The 17582-nt window shown below is 66.6% G+C and carries 16 protein-coding genes and 1 pseudogene; 12 read left to right on the forward strand and 5 right to left on the reverse strand.

What is annotated here, in order from left to right; translation table 11 throughout:
• Positions 1 to 54: 54 nt before the first annotated feature.
• Positions 55 to 363, forward strand: a pseudogene (locus AWB95_RS02925) (Dps family protein); the annotation flags it as partial.
• Between the two features lie 20 nt (positions 364 to 383).
• Entirely contained in the window at positions 384 to 893 is a 510-nt protein-coding gene (locus AWB95_RS02930; protein ID WP_232315687.1) for a cupin domain-containing protein, read from the forward strand.
• A 25-nt stretch (positions 894 to 918) separates the two neighbouring features.
• Here AWB95_RS02930 and pdxR read toward each other — a convergent pair whose 3' ends face one another.
• Positions 919 to 2286: a MocR-like pyridoxine biosynthesis transcription factor PdxR gene (gene pdxR, locus AWB95_RS02935; protein WP_084707148.1), complete on the reverse strand. Its 1368-nt coding sequence runs from the start codon at positions 2284 to 2286 to the stop codon at positions 919 to 921.
• 80 nt (positions 2287 to 2366) lie between these two features.
• On the opposite strand from pdxR, the gene AWB95_RS02940 reads away from it, so the two are divergent.
• The 3 genes from AWB95_RS02940 (at position 2367) to AWB95_RS02950 (ending at position 5212) form a co-directional block, all read left to right on the forward strand.
• Positions 2367 to 3254 carry a class I SAM-dependent methyltransferase gene (locus AWB95_RS02940; protein WP_062540266.1) on the forward strand — a complete coding sequence of 296 codons (888 nt, stop codon included), beginning with the start codon at positions 2367 to 2369 and terminating at the stop codon, positions 3252 to 3254.
• A gap of 247 nt (positions 3255 to 3501) precedes the next feature.
• On the forward strand, positions 3502 to 3939 hold the full coding sequence (locus AWB95_RS23445; RefSeq protein ID WP_099539459.1) for a hypothetical protein: 438 nt from the start codon (positions 3502 to 3504) through the stop codon (positions 3937 to 3939).
• 115 nt (positions 3940 to 4054) lie between these two features.
• Positions 4055 to 5212: an LLM class flavin-dependent oxidoreductase gene (locus AWB95_RS02950; protein ID WP_062539641.1), complete on the forward strand. Its 1158-nt coding sequence runs from the start codon at positions 4055 to 4057 to the stop codon at positions 5210 to 5212.
• Between the two features lie 61 nt (positions 5213 to 5273).
• Here AWB95_RS02950 and aceA read toward each other — a convergent pair whose 3' ends face one another.
• Positions 5274 to 7577 (reverse strand): isocitrate lyase ICL2, encoded by a 2304-nt coding sequence (gene aceA / locus AWB95_RS02955; RefSeq protein ID WP_062539642.1) that lies wholly within the window; start codon positions 7575 to 7577, stop codon positions 5274 to 5276.
• A gap of 378 nt (positions 7578 to 7955) precedes the next feature.
• Here aceA and AWB95_RS02960 point away from each other — a divergent pair, with 378 nt between their 5' ends.
• Positions 7956 to 8972, forward strand: a complete 1017-nt coding sequence (locus tag AWB95_RS02960; RefSeq protein WP_062539643.1) for an NADP-dependent oxidoreductase — start codon at positions 7956 to 7958, stop codon at positions 8970 to 8972.
• A 7-nt stretch (positions 8973 to 8979) separates the two neighbouring features.
• Here AWB95_RS02960 and AWB95_RS23565 read toward each other — a convergent pair whose 3' ends face one another.
• A complete protein-coding gene (locus AWB95_RS23565; protein ID WP_062539644.1) occupies positions 8980 to 9474 on the reverse strand; it encodes a hypothetical protein in 495 nt (164 codons plus the stop codon).
• A 112-nt stretch (positions 9475 to 9586) separates the two neighbouring features.
• On the opposite strand from AWB95_RS23565, the gene AWB95_RS02970 reads away from it, so the two are divergent.
• The 4 genes from AWB95_RS02970 to AWB95_RS02985 all read left to right on the forward strand — a co-directional run bounded on the left by AWB95_RS02970 (position 9587) and on the right by AWB95_RS02985 (position 13494).
• Positions 9587 to 10369 carry a hypothetical protein gene (locus tag AWB95_RS02970; RefSeq protein ID WP_062539645.1) on the forward strand — a complete coding sequence of 261 codons (783 nt, stop codon included), beginning with the start codon at positions 9587 to 9589 and terminating at the stop codon, positions 10367 to 10369.
• A 127-nt stretch (positions 10370 to 10496) separates the two neighbouring features.
• Entirely contained in the window at positions 10497 to 10778 is a 282-nt protein-coding gene (locus AWB95_RS02975; protein WP_099539460.1) for a hypothetical protein, read from the forward strand.
• Positions 10779 to 10799: 21 nt separating this feature from the next.
• Positions 10800 to 11441 (forward strand): hypothetical protein, encoded by a 642-nt coding sequence (locus AWB95_RS02980; protein ID WP_062539647.1) that lies wholly within the window; start codon positions 10800 to 10802, stop codon positions 11439 to 11441.
• 205 nt (positions 11442 to 11646) lie between these two features.
• Complete coding sequence (locus tag AWB95_RS02985; protein WP_062539648.1) at positions 11647 to 13494, forward strand: fatty acyl-AMP ligase; 1848 nt, start codon at positions 11647 to 11649, stop codon at positions 13492 to 13494.
• Here the strand turns inward: AWB95_RS02985 and AWB95_RS02990 are convergent.
• Positions 13469 to 14581 carry an NAD(P)/FAD-dependent oxidoreductase gene (locus AWB95_RS02990; protein WP_084707065.1) on the reverse strand — a complete coding sequence of 371 codons (1113 nt, stop codon included), beginning with the start codon at positions 14579 to 14581 and terminating at the stop codon, positions 13469 to 13471. The genes AWB95_RS02985 and AWB95_RS02990 overlap by 26 nt on opposite strands.
• Positions 14582 to 14600: 19 nt before the next feature.
• Here AWB95_RS02990 and tenA point away from each other — a divergent pair, with 19 nt between their 5' ends.
• Positions 14601 to 15266 carry a thiaminase II gene (tenA, locus tag AWB95_RS02995; protein WP_062539649.1) on the forward strand — a complete coding sequence of 222 codons (666 nt, stop codon included), beginning with the start codon at positions 14601 to 14603 and terminating at the stop codon, positions 15264 to 15266.
• Here the strand turns inward: tenA and AWB95_RS03000 are convergent.
• Positions 15263 to 16435, reverse strand: coding sequence for a glycosyltransferase (locus AWB95_RS03000; protein WP_085167631.1), 1173 nt, complete (start codon positions 16433 to 16435; stop codon positions 15263 to 15265). The two genes, tenA and AWB95_RS03000, sit on opposite strands and share 4 nt — an antisense overlap.
• A gap of 58 nt (positions 16436 to 16493) precedes the next feature.
• Between AWB95_RS03000 and AWB95_RS03005 the strand changes: the two genes are divergently transcribed.
• Positions 16494 to 17495, forward strand: a complete 1002-nt coding sequence (locus tag AWB95_RS03005; protein WP_062539650.1) for a LacI family DNA-binding transcriptional regulator — start codon at positions 16494 to 16496, stop codon at positions 17493 to 17495.
• Positions 17496 to 17582: the final 87 nt, after the last annotated feature.

The following is a 17582-nucleotide window of genomic DNA, read 5'->3' on the forward strand; positions in this document are numbered from 1 at the left end:
GCTGTGAGTGTCCACCTACCGCAGTTTCACACCTGACATCCTGAGTCATCACGTGTGGATACCGCGCGCGAAGCCAGCGACACAATCGCCGAACGCATGCGCGCCTTAGACGCCGTTCCCGACGGGCGCTCCGACACGGTCGTCGCCACAACAACCGTCCCCGCCATTCCGTCCGGTCTCCCCGGCGTCACCGAAACCGTCGACACAATGACCAACCGGATCTACGCGGTCGTGGGCACCATCCGCACCGTGCACGACGACGTCGACGCCGCAGATCCTTCGACCGCCGACCTGTTACACGCCATCATCGACGACCTCGAAAAAGAGGCGTGGCTGCTCAAGTCGGAAAACGGCACAGCGTAAACCCAAGGGAGGTATGCGAAATGACCGAAGTATTCCCAGCCCAAGTCACGGTGGTGCAGCCGGGGGAGGGAGACACGGTGAAGTTGCCCGGTTTTGGTGCTGTCTTCAAGCTGTCGAGCGTCAACAACGGCGACGAGGTAGCGATCGTCGAGCATCCATTCGATGTCGGGTTTATCACCGCGCCGCACCGGCACACTCGGGAGGACGAGCACTCGATCGTCATCGCAGGCAAGATCGGCTTCCGCTCGGACGACACTGAGGTTGTCCTCGGCCCCGGCGGCTACATCACCAAGCCGCGCGGCGAAATGCACGCGATGTGGAACGCCGGCAACGAACCCGGCCGCATTATCGAGGTCATCACTCCGGGCGGGTTCGAGAACTACTCTCGGGAGCTGGGTGACCTGATGGCAGCGCATCCCACGGACAGCAAGCTGCACGAGCTGCCCGCATTCCTGGCCTCGCTGAGAAATACGGCATCACGTACGGGACGCCGGATTGGCGGGACGACGTCATACACCGATACGGGCTGAAACAGCCCACCCACTGACGCCGTAACTAGAAGGCGCGCAACAACTGTCTGAGGTATTCGAGTGCCCGGGGATAGTCGCTTTCCGACGGCGTTCCGTAGCCGAGCACAAGTCCTGGTGCGCCTTGGCCGTCGAGGTGCCAAAAAGGCGCCAGGCCGGTGAGCGCGATGTGTCGCTCCTTGGCGGCTGCGAGGACGTCGGCCTCCGTGATTGGTTCGGGTAGTGACACGACCGCATGCAGACCGGCGGAGACACCATGCACCGGCATCGCCGCTGCATTGCGGGCGAGACTGTCCACCAAAGCATCCCGGCGCTGACGGTAGCGTCGGCGCATCCGCCGGACATGGCGATCAAGAGCGCCTGAGTCGATCAATTCCGCGAATGCCAATTGGGCGAGGACGTCGGTGCCGCGATCGGCTCGTCGCTTGGCCTCGACCACTGCGTCGAGCAGGTCGGCCGGTACGGCAAGCCAGCCCAACCGGATTCCCGGGGCCAGGCTCTTGCTGGCACTGCCCGCATAGATGACTTGTTCGGGGGCGAGCCCCTGCAGCGCGCCGACCGGATGGCGGTCGTAGCGGAACTCGCCGTCGTAGTCGTCTTCGATCAGGTAGGAGCCCCGTTGTGCGGCGATCCGCAAGAACTCGGCGCGTCTGCCGGCCGCAAGCGTCGCGCCGAGCGGGGCCTGATGAGCCGGCGTAAGCACCGCCGCCGCAACCGATTTGGCGTTGAAGCTGTCCGGGATGGCACCGGCGTAGTCGACGTCGAGCGGGACCACATCGAGACCGCTGGTGTTGACCGTCGCGCGATGGTCGGGAAGGCATGGATTCTCCAGGGCGATCGACCGGGCTCCGGCGGTGACCAGCACGTCGCAGACCAGCCGCAGGCCCTGCGTGAAACCACTGCAGATCACCAGACGCTCGGGCGTGGTGAGCACGCCGCGCACCCGGCCCAGGTACTGGGCCAGCACGGTGCGGAGCCGCAGCGACCCCCGCGGATCCAGGGGCCCGAAATCCGAATGCGGCGTGATCTGGAAAGCGCGCCGCAGCGCGCGCAGCCACTCAACGCGCGGAAACATGCTGAGGTCGGGACGGCCGAGCCGAAAATCGGCCACGATGCGCGGCGGAACCGGTGCCGCGGCACCCTGCGGGCGCACAGCCGGGCCGTGGGCCACCTCGGTGACCGCGCCAGGGCGGCTGCGCAGATAACCCTCGGCCGCCAGCTGCGCATAGGCCTCGACCACCGTTCCGCGCGCAACCCCGAGCTGAGCAGCAAGTGCCCGGGATGACGGCAGCCGTTCCCCATGGGCTAATCGGCCGTCCCGGATCGCTTGGCGCAGCGCATCCTCGAGCGCCGCGCGCCGACCATGACCCGGCGGCAGCTCGAGGTGCAAGTCCACGCCACCGGGCCAACTGGTCCACAACTCTGGCATGAAATTGGACCATACATCTGGACCGGTGATGTCGTAACGTCGAGCGCATGGCCGGCCGTCGTCTGGATCGTAAGGCGAGTTTGACCGCGCAGATCAATGCTGCCCAACGGACGGCGGAAACGCTGCAGACACCGCCTCGGCGGCTTCTCGACGACCCGCACTCGCGCCATTTCGTCCGCCATCCGGCATTGCGGGCGATGCTGGCGCATCGGCTCCTGGCCGGTGCCGCCCTATGGATGTTCGATCGGCGGTGGGGCGGCCTGCACGCTCATATCGTGTTACGGGTGCGCTATGCCGACGAGGTATGCGAGGCGGCTATCCGCGACGGCATCGACCAGATCGTGCTGCTCGGCGCCGGATTCGACACCACCAGCCTGCGGAGATCCGACGCGCCCGTGACGATCTTCGAGGCCGATGCGCCGGCGACCCAAAAGGACAAGCGCTCGCTGACAGAGCGGCTGCTGCCGGCGTCGAGCAGTGTCCAAATAGTTTGGGTACCATGTGATTTCGAGGAAAACGGCCTGCAGAAGCGGTTGATCGACCACGGGTTCGACCCCGGACGTCCCAGTGTAGTCGTCTGGCTCGGCGTCACCCCGTACCTGACCGGCCCCGCGATCGACGCGACGCTGGGCGACCTGGCGGCGCTGTGCGCGCCCGGCAGCCGACTCGTCGTCGACTACATCAATGCCGACGTCGTAACGGCGCGTCCCCGCTGGAAAAGCGCCCGTCGAGTGGCCCGCCTGGTGGCCCGGCGCGGCGAGCCGTACCGCAGCGGCTTCACCCCCACGGAGCTGGATGCGCTGTTGGCCGCCCACGGATTCAAGGGCGCCGATCACGCGACGGTGTCCTCGCTTCTGCGGCGTTACGATCCCGCGCGCATCCGCGGGCTGTCCGCCGACGACTGGCTGGGAATCGCTACCGGCCACCGAATCTGACACCGTACCTGGCGATTTGACCGCGACAGTTAGGTCATCGATCGACAACTGTGGCGAATGTGGTTGCAGCACAAGCCGTAACGAAAGCATTTGTGGTGGCCGTAATCGGACGCCGTTGATCGGCAAACAGGAGGCCAGAAATGCGATAGAAACGGATCGCCGGTAATACGTTTCGTTCTTGCACATCGCGGGTACAGACAGGCCGGTTGAATTGACAGTGCGAGCTAGAGACGAGAGTGAGGGCCTGATGAAATCCCAACCGAGAATCGCATTCGCGCTGTTCGGCGGTGCCGCCGTGCTGTCGCTGGCAGTCGGATGCGGCGGAGGCGAAAAGGGCGGGCCGACAACCACCACAACCACGACGACACCAACGACGACGACGAGCGTAAGCCTGATCCCGCCGTCGTCGGCGCCAGCGCCTGCGCCGGGCGGCCCAGGTGGCGGTGGAGGCGTTCCCGGTGGTCCGACCGGTGGCGGCGGCCCAGGTGGCGGTGGCGGAAGCATCCCCGGCGGCCCCACCGGTGGCGGCGGTCCCGGCGGGGGCGGTGGCCAGATCCCCGGCGGCCCCACCGGTAGCGGCGGTCCCAGCGGGGGCGGTGGCCAGATCCCCGGAGTCGGTGGCGGCGGTGGCGGGCCGGGCGGCGGCGGCGGCTGCATCGGCAACATCTGCGGCGGGTGGCCGTGATCGCCCGCTGCGGCTAAGCATTCCGGGCCCGCGCTTGGCGGGCCCGGGAACATAGCCACCGCCGCAGTTTCCGAACGACTGCCCTTCACGCGGGCGCCCGGTTTAAGGTTCGGCCATGGCCAAGCTCAGGTTCGGATACTTCATCGCACCGTTTCACCGCGCCGGAACCAACCCGACGCTGGCATTGCAGCGTGACCTGGAGTTCGTCGAGAATCTCGACGCGCTGGGCTTCGACGAAGTATGGATCGGCGAGCACCACTCGGCGGGCAGCGAGATCATCAGCTCACCGGAGATCTTCATCGCCGCGGCCGCCCAACGCGCGCAACGGATCCGGTTCGGCACCGGCGTCATCTCGCTCGCGTATCACAATCCGCTGTGGGTCGCCGACCGGCTCATGCTGCTCGATCACCTCACCCACGGCCGGGTGATCGGCGGGATGGGACCCGGTTCACTGCCGACCGATTCCGCGATGATCGGACTGAATCCCACCGACACCCGCGAGCTTCTGGAAACCAACCTCGACATCGTCGTGCGGCTGCTAGCGGGGGAGAGCGTCACCGCCAAAACCGCCACCCACGAGCTGTTCGACGCCCGGCTGCAACTTGCCCCGTACTCCGACGGCGGCATCCCGCTGGCGGTCGCCGCGGTCGCCTCGCCGACCGGTGCGCGGTTGGCCGGCAAGCACGGCATCGGCCTGTTGTCCATCGGCGCGACGCTGACCATCGAAGGCTTCGATGCACTCGCCTACCACTGGGGCATTGTCGAAGAGCGCGCCGCGGCATTCGGCACGCAAGTCGACCGCAGCAACTGGAGCCTCGTCGGGCCCTTCCACATCGCCGAGACCGACGAGCAGGCCCGCGCCGACGTGAAATTCGGCATCGAGCCGTGGTTCCACTACTTCCAGAAGGTGGCGGCGTTCCCGCAGATGACCATGCCGGGGGATCGGCTCGACGAAATGATCGACATCATCAACGACAACGGCGCCGGGGTGATCGGCACCCCGGAGCGGGCCCGGGCACAGGTCCAGCGGCTGTGGGATCAGTCCGGCGGATTCGGCTGCATGCTGCAGATGGCGCACGAGTGGGCCAATCCCGCGGCCACCAAGCGGTCCGCCGAGCTGTTCGCCGCCGAGGTGATGCCGCATTTCCAGGGTCAGGCGCAACCCACCCTCGATGCCGCCGCGCGAGCCAGCGATGTGCGAGAAGGCTTGGCGCAGACCCAACTTCAGGCCATCGACCACATGACCAAGAAGTACCAAGACGAAATCCGCTGAGCAGACACAGAATCGCACGATCCGAAGCTCGGACGTGCGATTCTGTGTCTGCTCGCGCTGGCTAGTCTTCCTTGCGGATCAGCCGCCACAACGCCTCACGGTCGGGCGCCAGCAGCTCCTCGATCCGCGGATGGTTCACCTCGGCGACGATGATCTCGCCGACCTCTTGGTGGACGTCGCTGAAGATGCCGTGCGATTTCATCTTTTCGGTCTGGTACAGGTTGTCCTCGGTCGGCGTGACGTAATGCACCCAATCGGCCTTGAACCGGGTCACCAGCCAGAGATGGATCAACGTCATCAGGCGCTTCTGACGCAGCTTCTCTTCGAAGGTGTTCTGGTCACGCACCGTCAGGATGTTGACCTCGCGCCGGTCTTGGAACTGACCGAAGATCACGTTGGCAAGCCGCTCCTCGGCGTCGCTGCCTTCCCGGTAGATGACCAGCTCGAGCAGCTCGGAGCCGGCGCGCTGCGGGCGCAGCTGCACGCGCAGCTTCTCCCCAAGCTGGTAGTGCTCGCTCCACATCGCCAGCCATTCCTCCAGCAGCTTCTTGGGCACCTCGGTCTGCACGAGATGCTGGTGCTGGGTGGAGCCCTTGCCCATCGCCTTGGTGGTGGCCGTGCGCCCCGACGAGGCCAACAGCGCGGCGTCGCTGCGCGGCCCACCGACCAGGGTTTGCGGTGTGCGGTACGGCGACTCGACCAGGCGCAGCTGGCGTTGCAGGCGAGCCAGCGCCAGCATGCCGTCCTGCCGCAGCGAGGTGGCGAACTCTTCGGCCGCGAGGCCGTCGATCTGGTGACCGCCGTAGGTGATGAAGTTGAAGACGAACCCCAACTTGCCGAGTTCTTCTGGGAAGGCCCGCATTTCGTCATCGGTCATGCCGGTGGTGTCCCAGTTGAACGACGGCGAGAGGTTGTAGGCCAGCATCTGGTCCGGATACACGGCATGGATCGCCTCGGCGAACTCCCGGGCGTCGGCGAGGTCCGCGGTCTTGGTCTCCATCCAGAGCAGGTCGGCGAACGGCGCCGCGGCAAGCGACTTGGCGATCGCATACGGGATGCCGCCCCGCACCTGGTAATAGCCTTCGGGCGTCTTCGCCAGCTCGCAGTCCCACCGGGCGTCGGCGCCCAATTCCCTGGCCTTCTGCCGCGCGGTGTACAGCGACGCGGTGGCGGCGAACTCCCGCCATTCCGCGGCGCTCATGTCGCGGGCTTCGTCCTCGCTCTCGGCGAATTCGAGTACCTCGGCCACGGCCTCGCCGTAGGTCATCAACCCGGCGTCGTCCTCCCACACGTCGACGAACCGCGCCTCGACCTTGTCGTAGAGCGCGTCGAGCGACTGCTGGGCGCCGTTCTGCTGCCATTTGCCGGCCGCCTCGGCGATCAGGTCGGCGATGCCCCGGCGTTCCAGCCAGGCGTCGGCGGCGGCGTACTCACCGTCGGGAAGGGCGTAGAGCAGGTGACCATTGAGTTCCTTGACGCCCAGCTCGTAGAAGCGCCGCATCATCGCCAGGAAACACGACTTGTACGACGGGATCTTCACGTTGGTGGCGCCGAGCAGGAACGGCTGGTCGCGCTCGTCGGCGCGGCTGTCGATCAGGTTGCCCGCCTCGGCGTCGGTGCGCGCGACGATGATCCCGGGCACCCGCATCACGTCGAGCTGGAAGCGGGCGGTGTTGAGCCGCTTGATCTGTTCGTCGGACGGCACCAGAACCTTGCCGCCCTGGTGTCCGCACTTCTTGGTGCCGGGGCGCTGGTCCTCGATGTGGTATCCGGGAACGCCGGCTTCGACGAAGCGCCGGATCAGGTTCCGCACGTGTGGATCGCCGCCGTGGCCGGTGTCGGCGTCGGCGATGATGAACGGCCGGAAGTCGACGGCGGGGGTGGCGGCCCGTTCGGCTTCGCTCATGCGCTGGCGCAGATACTCCTGGTTGCGGTCGGCGGTCAGCAGGGCACGCACCAGCCCGGCGGCCTCCTCCGGCACCTGACTCAGCGGGTAGCTGGCCAGGTCGGGCCCCGGGTCCTCGGTGGTGGACCCCTTCGCGGACGTCGCCCAGCCCCCGAGGTAGATGCCCTCGATGCCCATCCGCTTCATGGTCACCGCCTGCCCCGGCGAATAGGGGCCGAACGTGGTGATGCTCTTGCGTTGGGCGAACAGCTCGCGCAGGCGCCGGTAGAACGCCTCCGCCGCCTGCCTCGCCACGGTGTAGTCGGTGCGGATCGTGCCGCGCTGCTCTACGACCTGGCGGGCGGTGTAGAGACGAGTAATGCCGTCGAAGCGCGGACTGTCGAAGTACCGCTGGGTGGCTGCGACGTCGTCCTCGAACGGGGTGCGGGTCTCGGTGTCCGCTTCAATGGTGGTGGCCATGGTTTGACGCTCCTGTTCAGCGGCGATCCCCCCAGACGACACGAGTCTAGCCCGGGTGGGTTGTCCTGCCTGTTGTTTCACCTGATACCCACAAGCGCCGCCGGATTCACGGTGCCGCCTGCACCGGCCACGTTAGACCGCCAGGGCGCCAGAATCGTCGATGGTGCGCAAAACCATTGGCACACAAGCGGATAAGGCTTATCAATTCGCTCATAACTAGTTTGTGTCCCGGTTCTGGCCACACCGAAGCGCCGCAATGTCGGCGGCTTGACCTTGTTTCCGGTTCACCGCTCGATCAGTACCCTGATATCAACACGGCAACACTAAGAAAATCCTGGCTTTCTCCGGCGCTCGCTTCGCCTTGGGTAGGTTCGCAGCGTGCCCGGCCTCACTAACCGCCAGATCCTGCTCCGTCGCCGCCCGACTGGTCTGGTACAGCCCGGGGACACCGAGCTGGTCGTGTCGCCGGCGCCCGAACCCGCCGACGGCGAGGCGCTGGTCCGCACCACCTATGTGGGAATTGACGCCGCAGTCCGAACGTGGCTCAACGACCAGCCGAGTTATCTGCCCCCGGTCCAGCTGGGCGAGGTCATCCGCGCGGCCGGGATCGGCGAGGTGGTCAAGACCCGCTGCGATGTCTACGCCGTCGGCGACGTAGTGACCACCCTGACGGGCTTTCAGGAATACGTGATCGTGCGCGACGACGTGTTCACCACACCTGTCCCGGGGCCGGGGGTGGACCAACTCGCGGTGATGTCGGTCTACGGCCCGACCGGGGCCACCGCCTACTTCGGCATGACCGGTATCGGCCGGCCCCAGGCGGGAGAGACGGTGGTCGTCTCGGCCGCCGGCGGCGCCACCGGCTCGGTGGCCGGGCAGATCGCCAAGATCGCCGGCGCGCGGGTCGTGGGGATTGCCGGCGGGCCCGAGAAGTGCCGGGCGGTGGTGGAGGACTTCGGGTTCGACGCATGCATCGACTACCGGGCGGGCGACCTGGCCGCCGCGCTCAAGCAGCACTGCCCCCGGGGCGTCAACGTGTACTTCGACAATGTCGGCGGGCCGATCCTTGACGCGGTGCTGGGCCGGCTGGCGCACAAGGCGCGGGTCGTGCTGTGCGGCGTCATCTCCAGCTACCTGACCGGTGAGCATCCGGGCCCGGCGAACTATGTCAACCTGCTGTCCAAAACCGCCCTGATGCAAGGGTTTAACGCACTCGACGAGTGGGGCCGCTTCGACGAGGCCTTCACCGCGTTACGCCAGTGGGAGCAACAAGGCCTGCTCAAGCACCGCGAGACCGTCTACGAGGGCATCGAGTCCTGCGTCGACGCCCTCAACGGGCTCTTCACCGGGGCCAACATCGGCAAGATGCTCGTCAAGGTCGGCGAACCGGGCTGACCGGAGGTCAAATCCACACGTAGAGGCGAGGATTGGCGCCGCCGCGCGGTCCCTCACGCGCGAACGAAACCGGCATTTCGAGCCCGGCGAGTTTGACGGTGATCGCCCCCGAATCGGCCGACACGGCGACGATCGTCCCGAGGTCGTATCTGCGCTCGTCGTCCCACCGGATGGCGGCGCGACGCCCGAGATGGTGCACAGACAAGTCCTCGGGTGCGACTTCGGTAGGCCCTGCCGGCAATGGCTCAGCGCTCAGCTGGTCGACGGGCGCTACCGCCTCGGAATCGTCGGACCACGCCCGGTCATTGCCGAAGTACTCCACGTCGTCGCTGCGTTGAAGTCGTTCCAACCGGGACTTGGTCTTCTGCGAGTCGACGGGATCGTCGACCCAGAGCTTCCAGCCTTTCGGCGGCGGCGGCCAGGACGGATCAGGCGACCAGTCAGGTGGCGGCACCCAACCCTCGGGCGGCTTGGGCCAGTTGGGGGGAGGGTTGTATCGCATCGACAGTCGCCCCTCTGAAGTGAGAGTTCGAAACTAACCAACGATAGCCGAGCGCGGACGCGACGCCGCTCACCCACACGCAGCAATCCGACCGGTCATACACTGACCGATCGTGGGAATTCTGGTCGGCCTCGCGCCGTGGATCGTCTATTGGGTCCTTGTCGGTAACGTCCCGTTCGCCGTCTCGGTGTTGGTCGCATTGGCGGTCGCTATCGCCGCCTGGACGCTGGGGCGGGCCCGAAGAGCGCCGCGAGGCACGCTCGAAATCGGGGCCGTCGGAACGTTTGTGGTGCTGGCGGCTCTCACGTTCACGATGAGCCAGGCTTTCCACGAGCGGTGGCTGCAGCCGCTGAGCTACGCAGCGCTGTTCGCGCTGGCACTGGCCGGAGTGCTGATCGGCAAGCCGTTCGTCGCCGAGGCTGTGGGAACAGACCGGTCCGCCGACGCGGTCAGGAACGAGGCGGTCGGGCGGGTCACCACGTTGCTTACCTGGATGTGGGTCGCCGTCTTCGCAGCAATGACGGTGTCGTCACTGATCCCATCCCTCGCCGCGGCCGACGCCACCGTTATCGACTCGAGCAGGCCCTTGTCCTTCACCTGCTACTGGGTCATCCCGGTCACGCTCTTCGCGCTGGCGGCCCTCGCGTCGAACATCCTGTTCACCACGATGACGAGCGCCTCGGACAACGTTGCGCGCAAGACGACGTTCGTTGCCTACGACGAAGCGACGATCGACGAGCTCTATTACCTGGCTCAAGAACACGTCAAGCGTGAAGTCGGCGCCGGCAAGGAGCCCTACGACATCAAAGTCGGGGGATTGGGGACGCCGTTGGTGGGTGATGACTCCAAGAAGTCGTGGCCCGCGACGTACAAGGTCCGCGAACGGCGGGCCTGACGAGCCGACGCGGCCGTAAACGGGTCTTCCGCGACGGCCCTGTCGCATTAAAGTGATCGCTATGCCGGCCTCGTCTAACCTGTGGGACGGGGGACACGCGTCACTCAGTCGCAGGCGGGCACGACGGATGAGCCGGCGCTTTGCCGGGGTGGGCGTCGGAATTCCAGCGTCGCGCCTCCAAGAGATCGCAGCCGGTGCGCCCTTCCTCTCCGACGAATTGGTCGACGTCAACTTCGCGCTGACCGCGACGGAGATCATGCGCCAGCAGCGTCACGCGAAGTTGAGGCGCAGGCGCCGCGACGTCATACATTGGCTCATCGTCGCCGGTCTGGTTCTGGCTTCCCTGAACCTGCTCATGTGCATGGCCTACGTCTTCATCACGCTGGTGATGCACGAGTCGCCGTTGTGAGGTCGGTGGCATCCTGGCCATGTGGGTTTGCTGTTCCGGTTGGCCGAGTTCCTCATTCTGGCGCTGCCGCTGGCCGGGGCGGTCATTGCGGTGATCAAGGCTTTTACTCGCGCGCGAGACCAGGCCGACCGGACCGTGTCCTCGCCCGGCACCGCCAACCCGGCGGCGCGGTGGCGGTCGCTGACCCGGGTCATAGCGGAGCACGACCGAACGGACACGCGCTGGCTGGAGTACGAACTGGACGTCGCCAAGCTGCTGGAATTCCCACTGATGACCGACATGCGCCACCCGCTGACGATCGACTTCCACAAGGCCAAGCTCCGGGCTGACCTGCTGCGACCGGCCAAAGCCGAAGATTTGCTCGACGACAGCGACGCGGCCGGCCGCTACCTGGCGGCTGTCGAAGACTATGTCACCGCATTCAATATTGCCGAAGCGGAGGCAAAACGCCTGCGCCGCAACAACTTCTCCCGAGACGATCAGCAGCGCATCGCGCGCGCCGAACACCTGCTGCGGGTGGCGTCCGACGCCGGCGCGACACCACAGGAGCGCCAGAGCGCATACGACGTTGCCCGCAAAGAACTCGACGGCCTCATCGTATTGCCGGCCGCGACGCAGGCGAGTATCGAGCGCGGAATCTCCGGCGAGATAAACGGTCAATGACCGCCGGACCGCGGCTGCACCGGCCCCGAGCGCCGCTCGCCGACTACATCGACTACTTCGGGTACTGGGCGCGCGAGACGGGCAACCCGCACAGGAGTGATGCGCAACACTGCTGCGGTTTTCAAAACCACTGCATATCAATAGATCTCGTGATGCCGCACACAGATTCGCCGGGGCACGCCGTCCCGGCGCCTAAACTGCGGGTATGGATCGAGGCGCCCCGCAGCAATCCGTGACCGGTCAGGGCTTGCTACAGATCGAGGACTGCCTGGACGCCGAGGGCGGCGTCTCGCTGCCTGCGGATGTCAACCTGATTTCTCTGATTGACCGCAACATCGCGAATGTCGGTGACTCGATCGCGTATCGCTATCTGGACTACAACCGTTCCAGTGATGGGCAGGCCGTCGAGCTGACCTGGATTCAATTCGGTATCCGACTACGGGCCATCGGTGCGCGCCTGCAACAGATTGCCGCACGGGGGGATCGGGTCGCAGTCCTCGCGCCGCAGGGGCTCGACTACGTGGCCGGGTTCTACGCGGCGGTCAAGGCGGGAACCATCGCCGTACCGTTGTTTGCGCCGGAGCTGCCGGGCCATGCCGAACGCCTCGACATCGCGCTTCGCGATGCCCGACCCGCGGTTGTCCTGACCACGGTTGCGGCGACCGATGCCGTCGGTGCGTATCTGGACACGTTGCCGCGCAACCAGCGACCGCAAACCCTCGTCATCGACCAGATACCCGACGCGGCGGCCGATGCGTTCGTCCCGGCCCCCATCGACATCGACGACATTTCGCATCTGCAGTACACCTCCGGGTCGACGCGGCCTCCAGTCGGCGTCGAGGTCACGCACCGGGCGGTCGGCACAAACCTGATACAGATGATCCTGTCGATCGACCTGCTGGACCGAAACACTCACGGCGTCAGTTGGCTACCGCTCTACCACGACATGGGTCTGTCGATGATCGGCTTTCCTGCGGTGTACGGCGGACACTCCACCTTGATGTCGCCAACCGCGTTTCTGCGTCGGCCACAGCGCTGGATCCATGCGATGTCTGCCGAGTCGCGGCACAGCCGAGTGGTCACCGCCGCGCCGAACTTCGCGTACGAGTGGACTGCACAGCGTGGCCTACCGGCGGAGGGCGAGAACGTCGATCTGAGCAATGTGGTGCTGATCATCGGTTCCGAACCGGTCAGCATCGATGCGATCACTGCGTTCAACGAGGCGTTCGCGCCGTACAGGCTGCCGTGCACCGCCTTCAAGCCCTCATACGGGATGGCGGAGGCAACCCTGTTCGTCTCGACCATCGATCCGGCTGCGCAAGCGTCGGTGGTGTATCTCGACCGCGAGCAACTGGGCGCCGGTCATGCCGTGCGCGTCGCCGCGGACGCCCCCAATGCGGTGGCGCAAGTGTCCTGCGGCCGGATCGCCCGCAGCCAGTGGGCCGTGATCGTCAACCCCGACACCGGCGAGGAACTGCCCGACGGTGAAGTCGGCGAAATCTGGTTGCAGGGCAACAACATCGGCCGCGGTTACTGGGGACGGCCCAACGAAACCCGGCTAGCCTTCGGTGCCAAGGTGCGGGCCCGGCTTTCCGAAGGCAGCCACGCCGACGGCTCACGCAGCGACGGCACCTGGCTGCGGACCGGGGACCTGGGCACGTATCTCGACGGTGACCTCTATGTCACCGGACGGATCGCCGATCTGGTGACAATCGACGGCCGCAACCACTATCCGCAGGACATCGAGGCCACCGCTGCCGAGGCATCGCCGACGGTGCGGAAAGGTTACGTCGCCGCCTTCACAGTGCCGGCGAACGACGACGACAGCGCCACCCGCCTAGTGATCGTTGCCGAACGCGCTGCGGGCACCGGCCGCGGCGATCCGCAGCCGGCGATCGAGGCGATCCGGAAAGCGGTGACACACCGGCACGGGCTGACCGTCGCCGACCTGCGCTTGCTGCCCGCCGGCGCAATCCCGCGTACCACCAGCGGCAAGCTGGCCCGCCGGGCCTGCCGCGCCGAATACCTCAGCGGTGCATTGGGCGCGCCGTAGCGTTACCCAGTTGTGCGTCGGGCCGCAGCTCGTCGAGCAGTCCATCACCGGTGGCCGCGGCCGCCAGCGCGCGGCCAAGTGCTGGTGCGTGCTTGTAAAGATTGTGTCCGGCAACGAAATACATCCCGTCGACCGCCCAGACGGCCACACCATCTGAGCCCCAGGGCAATTCGGTGACCCAGCAGTGGCGGACGTCGACTGGTTCGGGAACAAGGCCGGGCAGCCCACGTTCGACGTAAGCGGTTGCCCGCTCGGCAAGCTGCGCCAGGGCCGCGGGATCCAGCAGGCCACCGTCGGGGGCGTCGACGTAGTCGCTGAGCCCGACGGCGTAGCGGCCGTTGCCCGGCTCCGCCACCGCATAGATGCCGGTTTCACCGAACGTGCCGCTGCCGTCCTGCAGGCATGCCAGCATGGGCGGCGGCTCACCACGGACGTCATAGGTGAGGCGCACGTGGGCGCCGGTGCGGACCGGCAGCGCAAGACCAACCCCGCGCGCGAGTGAAGCGGTGCCGCGGCCGGCGCACACCACCACGCTGTCGTGTTCGGCGGTAACACCGCCGGCGCGGACCTCGACGGCGCCGACCGGCGTGGGACGCACCAGCAGCACTTCGTCGGCGACCAGTTCGCCGGGAAGCGCGGCGGCGAGCGCAGAAATGGCCGCCGTCGTGCGAATCGAGCCGCCGCGCTCATCGAGGACCGCGTCGCCGTCGAAGTCGCCGAGAATAGGCAGCCGCTCGCGCAGCTCGCCGGCATCGATGCGGCGAACCGCGAGCCCACCCACCTCCTGCAAGACCTCGAGGCGGCGCTCGGCGGTCGGCCCCATCGCCACCACACCGTCCTCAGAGACCAATTCGACCCCGAACCGGTCTGCCCACTCATCCCAAATCAGCCGGCTGGACTTGGCGAGGGCAACCAGGCGGGGATCGTCGTGGGCATGCCGGAAGATGCGTGACTGGCCACCCGACTGACCCTGTCCCGGCACGCCGCGCTCGTAGACGGTCGCCGATGCGCCGCGTTCCTTCAGCGCGACGGCGGTGGCCAGGCCGACTATTCCGGCGCCGATCACCCCGACATCGGTGCTTTGCACACCTGGAATCATCGCAGGAGTGAGGCGAGATGGCTGGACCGGACGATTGTGGGCCGAGGCGTCCGACACGTATGCCGCGATACTCGAGCATCCATTCCTGGCCGGCCTCACCGGCGGTCGGCTCGACCCGGCGGCTTTCGCTCACTACGTGGTCCAGGACGCGTACTACCTGAAGGATTTCGCGCGGACGCTGACGATCGTCGGGAGCAAGGCGCCGACGATGGCGGACGTCGGGATGTTCGCGCGGCACGCCGCCGCCACCGTCGATGTCGAACTGGCCCTGCACGAATCGCTGCTGCCCGAACTCGGCATCGAAAAGCCCGATACCGTGCCGGTTGCGCCGACGACCCGCGCTTACACCAGCTATCTACTGGCCACGGGGTGCTGCGGCAGCTTCGCCGAGGGGGTGGCGGCGGTGTTGCCGTGTTACTGGATCTACGCCGAGGTAGGGGCGGAACTGGTCACGCGGGGCTCGCCGGACTCGCGCTATCAACGCTGGATTGACACCTATGCGGACGACGAGTACCAAACGCTGGTCGCCGAGGTGCTGACGCTGGCCGACGAGGTGGGAACGACGCTGAGCGCCACCGAAGAAGCTCGTGCACGGGAGCATTTCGCCACGGCGGCGCGCTACGAGTGGATGTTCTTCGACGCCGCTTGGCGACGCGAAGTGTGGCCCGTTTAACGCTGGCGGGCAGCATCTTCCAAGAGGTCGGCGGCGCGGGTGACGCTTTGGGCGGGCGTGCTCATCTGGGCGGCCACATCGGCGGCCCGGCCGGCGTACTGCGGACTGAGGACGGTGTGGAGGTCCGCCACCAGCGATTCCCGAGTGGTAGCCGAAAACTGGCGTCCGGAGCCAACTTTCAGCTGCTCGACACCGGCTGCCCAGACAGGCTGATCCAACCAGTGCCAGAGGATCAATGTGGGGATTCCGGCCCGCATGCCGGCGGCGGTGGTACCGGCGCCCCCGTGATGGACGACCGCGCGGCAGGTAGGAAGCACGGCGGCGTGATTCACCGAGCGGACAATCTTCACGTGTTCGGGATGCGAAATGCTGCCGAACTCGTTGGCGCCCGCGCATACCAACGCGCGTTCGCCTAACTGCATGCAGGCCGCGCCGATCATGTCGACCAGATCCGCGAGGGACACGATCGGCGTGCTGCCGAAGCCGAAGTAGATCGGTGGCGTTCCTGCCGCAACCCAAAACAAGACCTCGTCGTCCTCATCCGTCGGCAACCCCAGCGTCAGCGCGCCGACGAAGGGCCGCCGGCCATCGCATTTCAGCCATTCGGCCGCCGGCCCGGGCAAACACAGCTCGTCGTAGGCCTGGATTTCCAGCGATACCGTGGTTTGCCGCACGGTTGTCTCCGGCAGACCCAAGGCACGGCGTTGGGCCTCATCGGCTGCCTTCACGATCGGTGCGTACATCGAGTCCGACGACCAAATCCGGGCAGGGAAGAAGTGCAGAGCGGCCAGCGGAATGCCGTGGTACTCAGCGACATTGGTCGCGAGGGCCTGCTCGTTCATGCCCGCCACAAGCAGGTCCGCCCCGTCGGCCAGCGACGTCAACGCCGTGCTCTTTTCCAACCATGCCTGGGTAACACGCTCGGCGACCTCGGCCAACGCAATGATCGGATTCCGCATGCGGCGAACGAAATCCGTGGCCGTGTTCGACTGCTCCTGGGTGTCCTGCCCGTAGGCGACCGCGGCAAGCCCCACCGATTTGACGAAGCCGAGCATGTCGGGCGGTGCCGCCATCTGGACGTCGTGACCGCGCCGCAGTAGCTCCCGGCCGACGGCCAGGCAGGGCTCGACGTCGCCGCGACTCCCATAGCCGGCCAATACGAATTTCATCGGGCGCAACATAACCCGCGTTTGTGCCGGATGGCATGTCGTCGTGTCACGATGAGGCATGGCCGATCCGAACGGTGAGGCACCGAAAGTAGCCAAAGCCACGCGGCCCACGCATGCCGACGTGGCCCGTTTGGCGAGCGTGTCGACCGCGACGGTCAGCTATGTCCTGAACAACTCAGAAGGCCGGCGTATCTCCCCGCGCACCCGCGAGGCGGTCTACCGGGCGGCTGAGCAGCTCGGCTACCGGCCCCATGTCGCCGCACGCAATCTCGCCAGCGGCAAGAGCGGGGTGGTCTTGTATGTGGTGCCGCGCGTGGCGGTGGGCGAGATGCCGATGCAGGCCGGCAGCCGAATGACCACCGACCTGGCCCGCCGCGGTTTGCTGCAGGTGCAGATTTTCGAGACCGAAAACGACCAGCACGTCATCGACGCGGTCGAGAGTCTCGACCCGGTCGCCGTCACCAGCCTGTTCCCGCTGAGCGAAGATGCGCGGGGCGCGGTGGACGCCGCCAATGTGCCCCTGATCGAGATCGGGACGCTGCCCGCCCTTGGCGATCCGCATCTTTCGGTCGGCGCGCTGCGCGTCGAGCACCTGGTCTCCCGTGGCCACCGCAACATCGCGTTTGCCTACACCGCGGTCGCCAAATGGCGTGCGCTGGGCGACTATTGGCTCGAAGGCGTTGCCCGTGCCGCGCACGCGCACGGTCTTCCGCCGATCAGCGTCGACGACGTCACCGTCGACAACGCAGCCGACGTGGTGGCGCGCTGGGTGCGTGCCGGCGTCACCGCGGTGTGCGCGCAAAGCGACGAGATCGCATGTCTGATCCTCCACGGTATCCGCGAGGCGGGACTGCGCTGCCCGGCCGACCTCGCCGTGATCGGTGTGGACGCCAATCCCATGGGCGAAATCAGCTCGCCACCGCTGACCACGGTGGAGTTCAACCCCGTTGCGGTGGCCGACGCCGCGATCGCGGCTGTGCTCAGCGAATTGGGCTATCCGGCGCCGCCGGCACCGCAGCCCACCGAGGTCGCGCACCTGATCGTGCGGGCCTCCACGTAGCCTGGACATTCGCTGGTTAAGCGCATAACCTACGCCTGGCGATCCCCGATGGAACGGACGCCCCCAAGCCAAGACATCGCAATGACG

Source organism: Mycobacterium celatum (assembly GCF_002101595.1).
Lineage (GTDB): Bacteria > Actinomycetota > Actinomycetes > Mycobacteriales > Mycobacteriaceae > Mycobacterium > Mycobacterium celatum.

What these genes read in the sequence shown, in the direction of transcription:
- AWB95_RS02930 (WP_232315687.1), top strand. Translation starts at nt 384, where the DNA reads ATGACCGAAGTATTCCCAGCCCAAGTCACGGTGGTGCAGCCGGGGGAG.
- AWB95_RS02940 (WP_062540266.1), top strand. Translation starts at nt 2,367, where the DNA reads ATGGCCGGCCGTCGTCTGGATCGTAAGGCGAGTTTGACCGCGCAGATC.
- AWB95_RS23445 (WP_099539459.1), top strand. Translation starts at nt 3,502, where the DNA reads ATGAAATCCCAACCGAGAATCGCATTCGCGCTGTTCGGCGGTGCCGCC.
- AWB95_RS02950 (WP_062539641.1), top strand. Translation starts at nt 4,055, where the DNA reads ATGGCCAAGCTCAGGTTCGGATACTTCATCGCACCGTTTCACCGCGCC.
- aceA (WP_062539642.1), bottom strand. Translation starts at nt 7,577, where the DNA reads ATGGCCACCACCATTGAAGCGGACACCGAGACCCGCACCCCGTTCGAG.
- AWB95_RS23565 (WP_062539644.1), bottom strand. Translation starts at nt 9,474, where the DNA reads ATGCGATACAACCCTCCCCCCAACTGGCCCAAGCCGCCCGAGGGTTGG.
- AWB95_RS02975 (WP_099539460.1), top strand. Translation starts at nt 10,497, where the DNA reads ATGAGCCGGCGCTTTGCCGGGGTGGGCGTCGGAATTCCAGCGTCGCGC.
- AWB95_RS02985 (WP_062539648.1), top strand. Translation starts at nt 11,647, where the DNA reads ATGGATCGAGGCGCCCCGCAGCAATCCGTGACCGGTCAGGGCTTGCTA.
- AWB95_RS03000 (WP_085167631.1), bottom strand. Translation starts at nt 16,435, where the DNA reads ATGAAATTCGTATTGGCCGGCTATGGGAGTCGCGGCGACGTCGAGCCC.
- AWB95_RS03005 (WP_062539650.1), top strand. Translation starts at nt 16,494, where the DNA reads ATGGCCGATCCGAACGGTGAGGCACCGAAAGTAGCCAAAGCCACGCGG.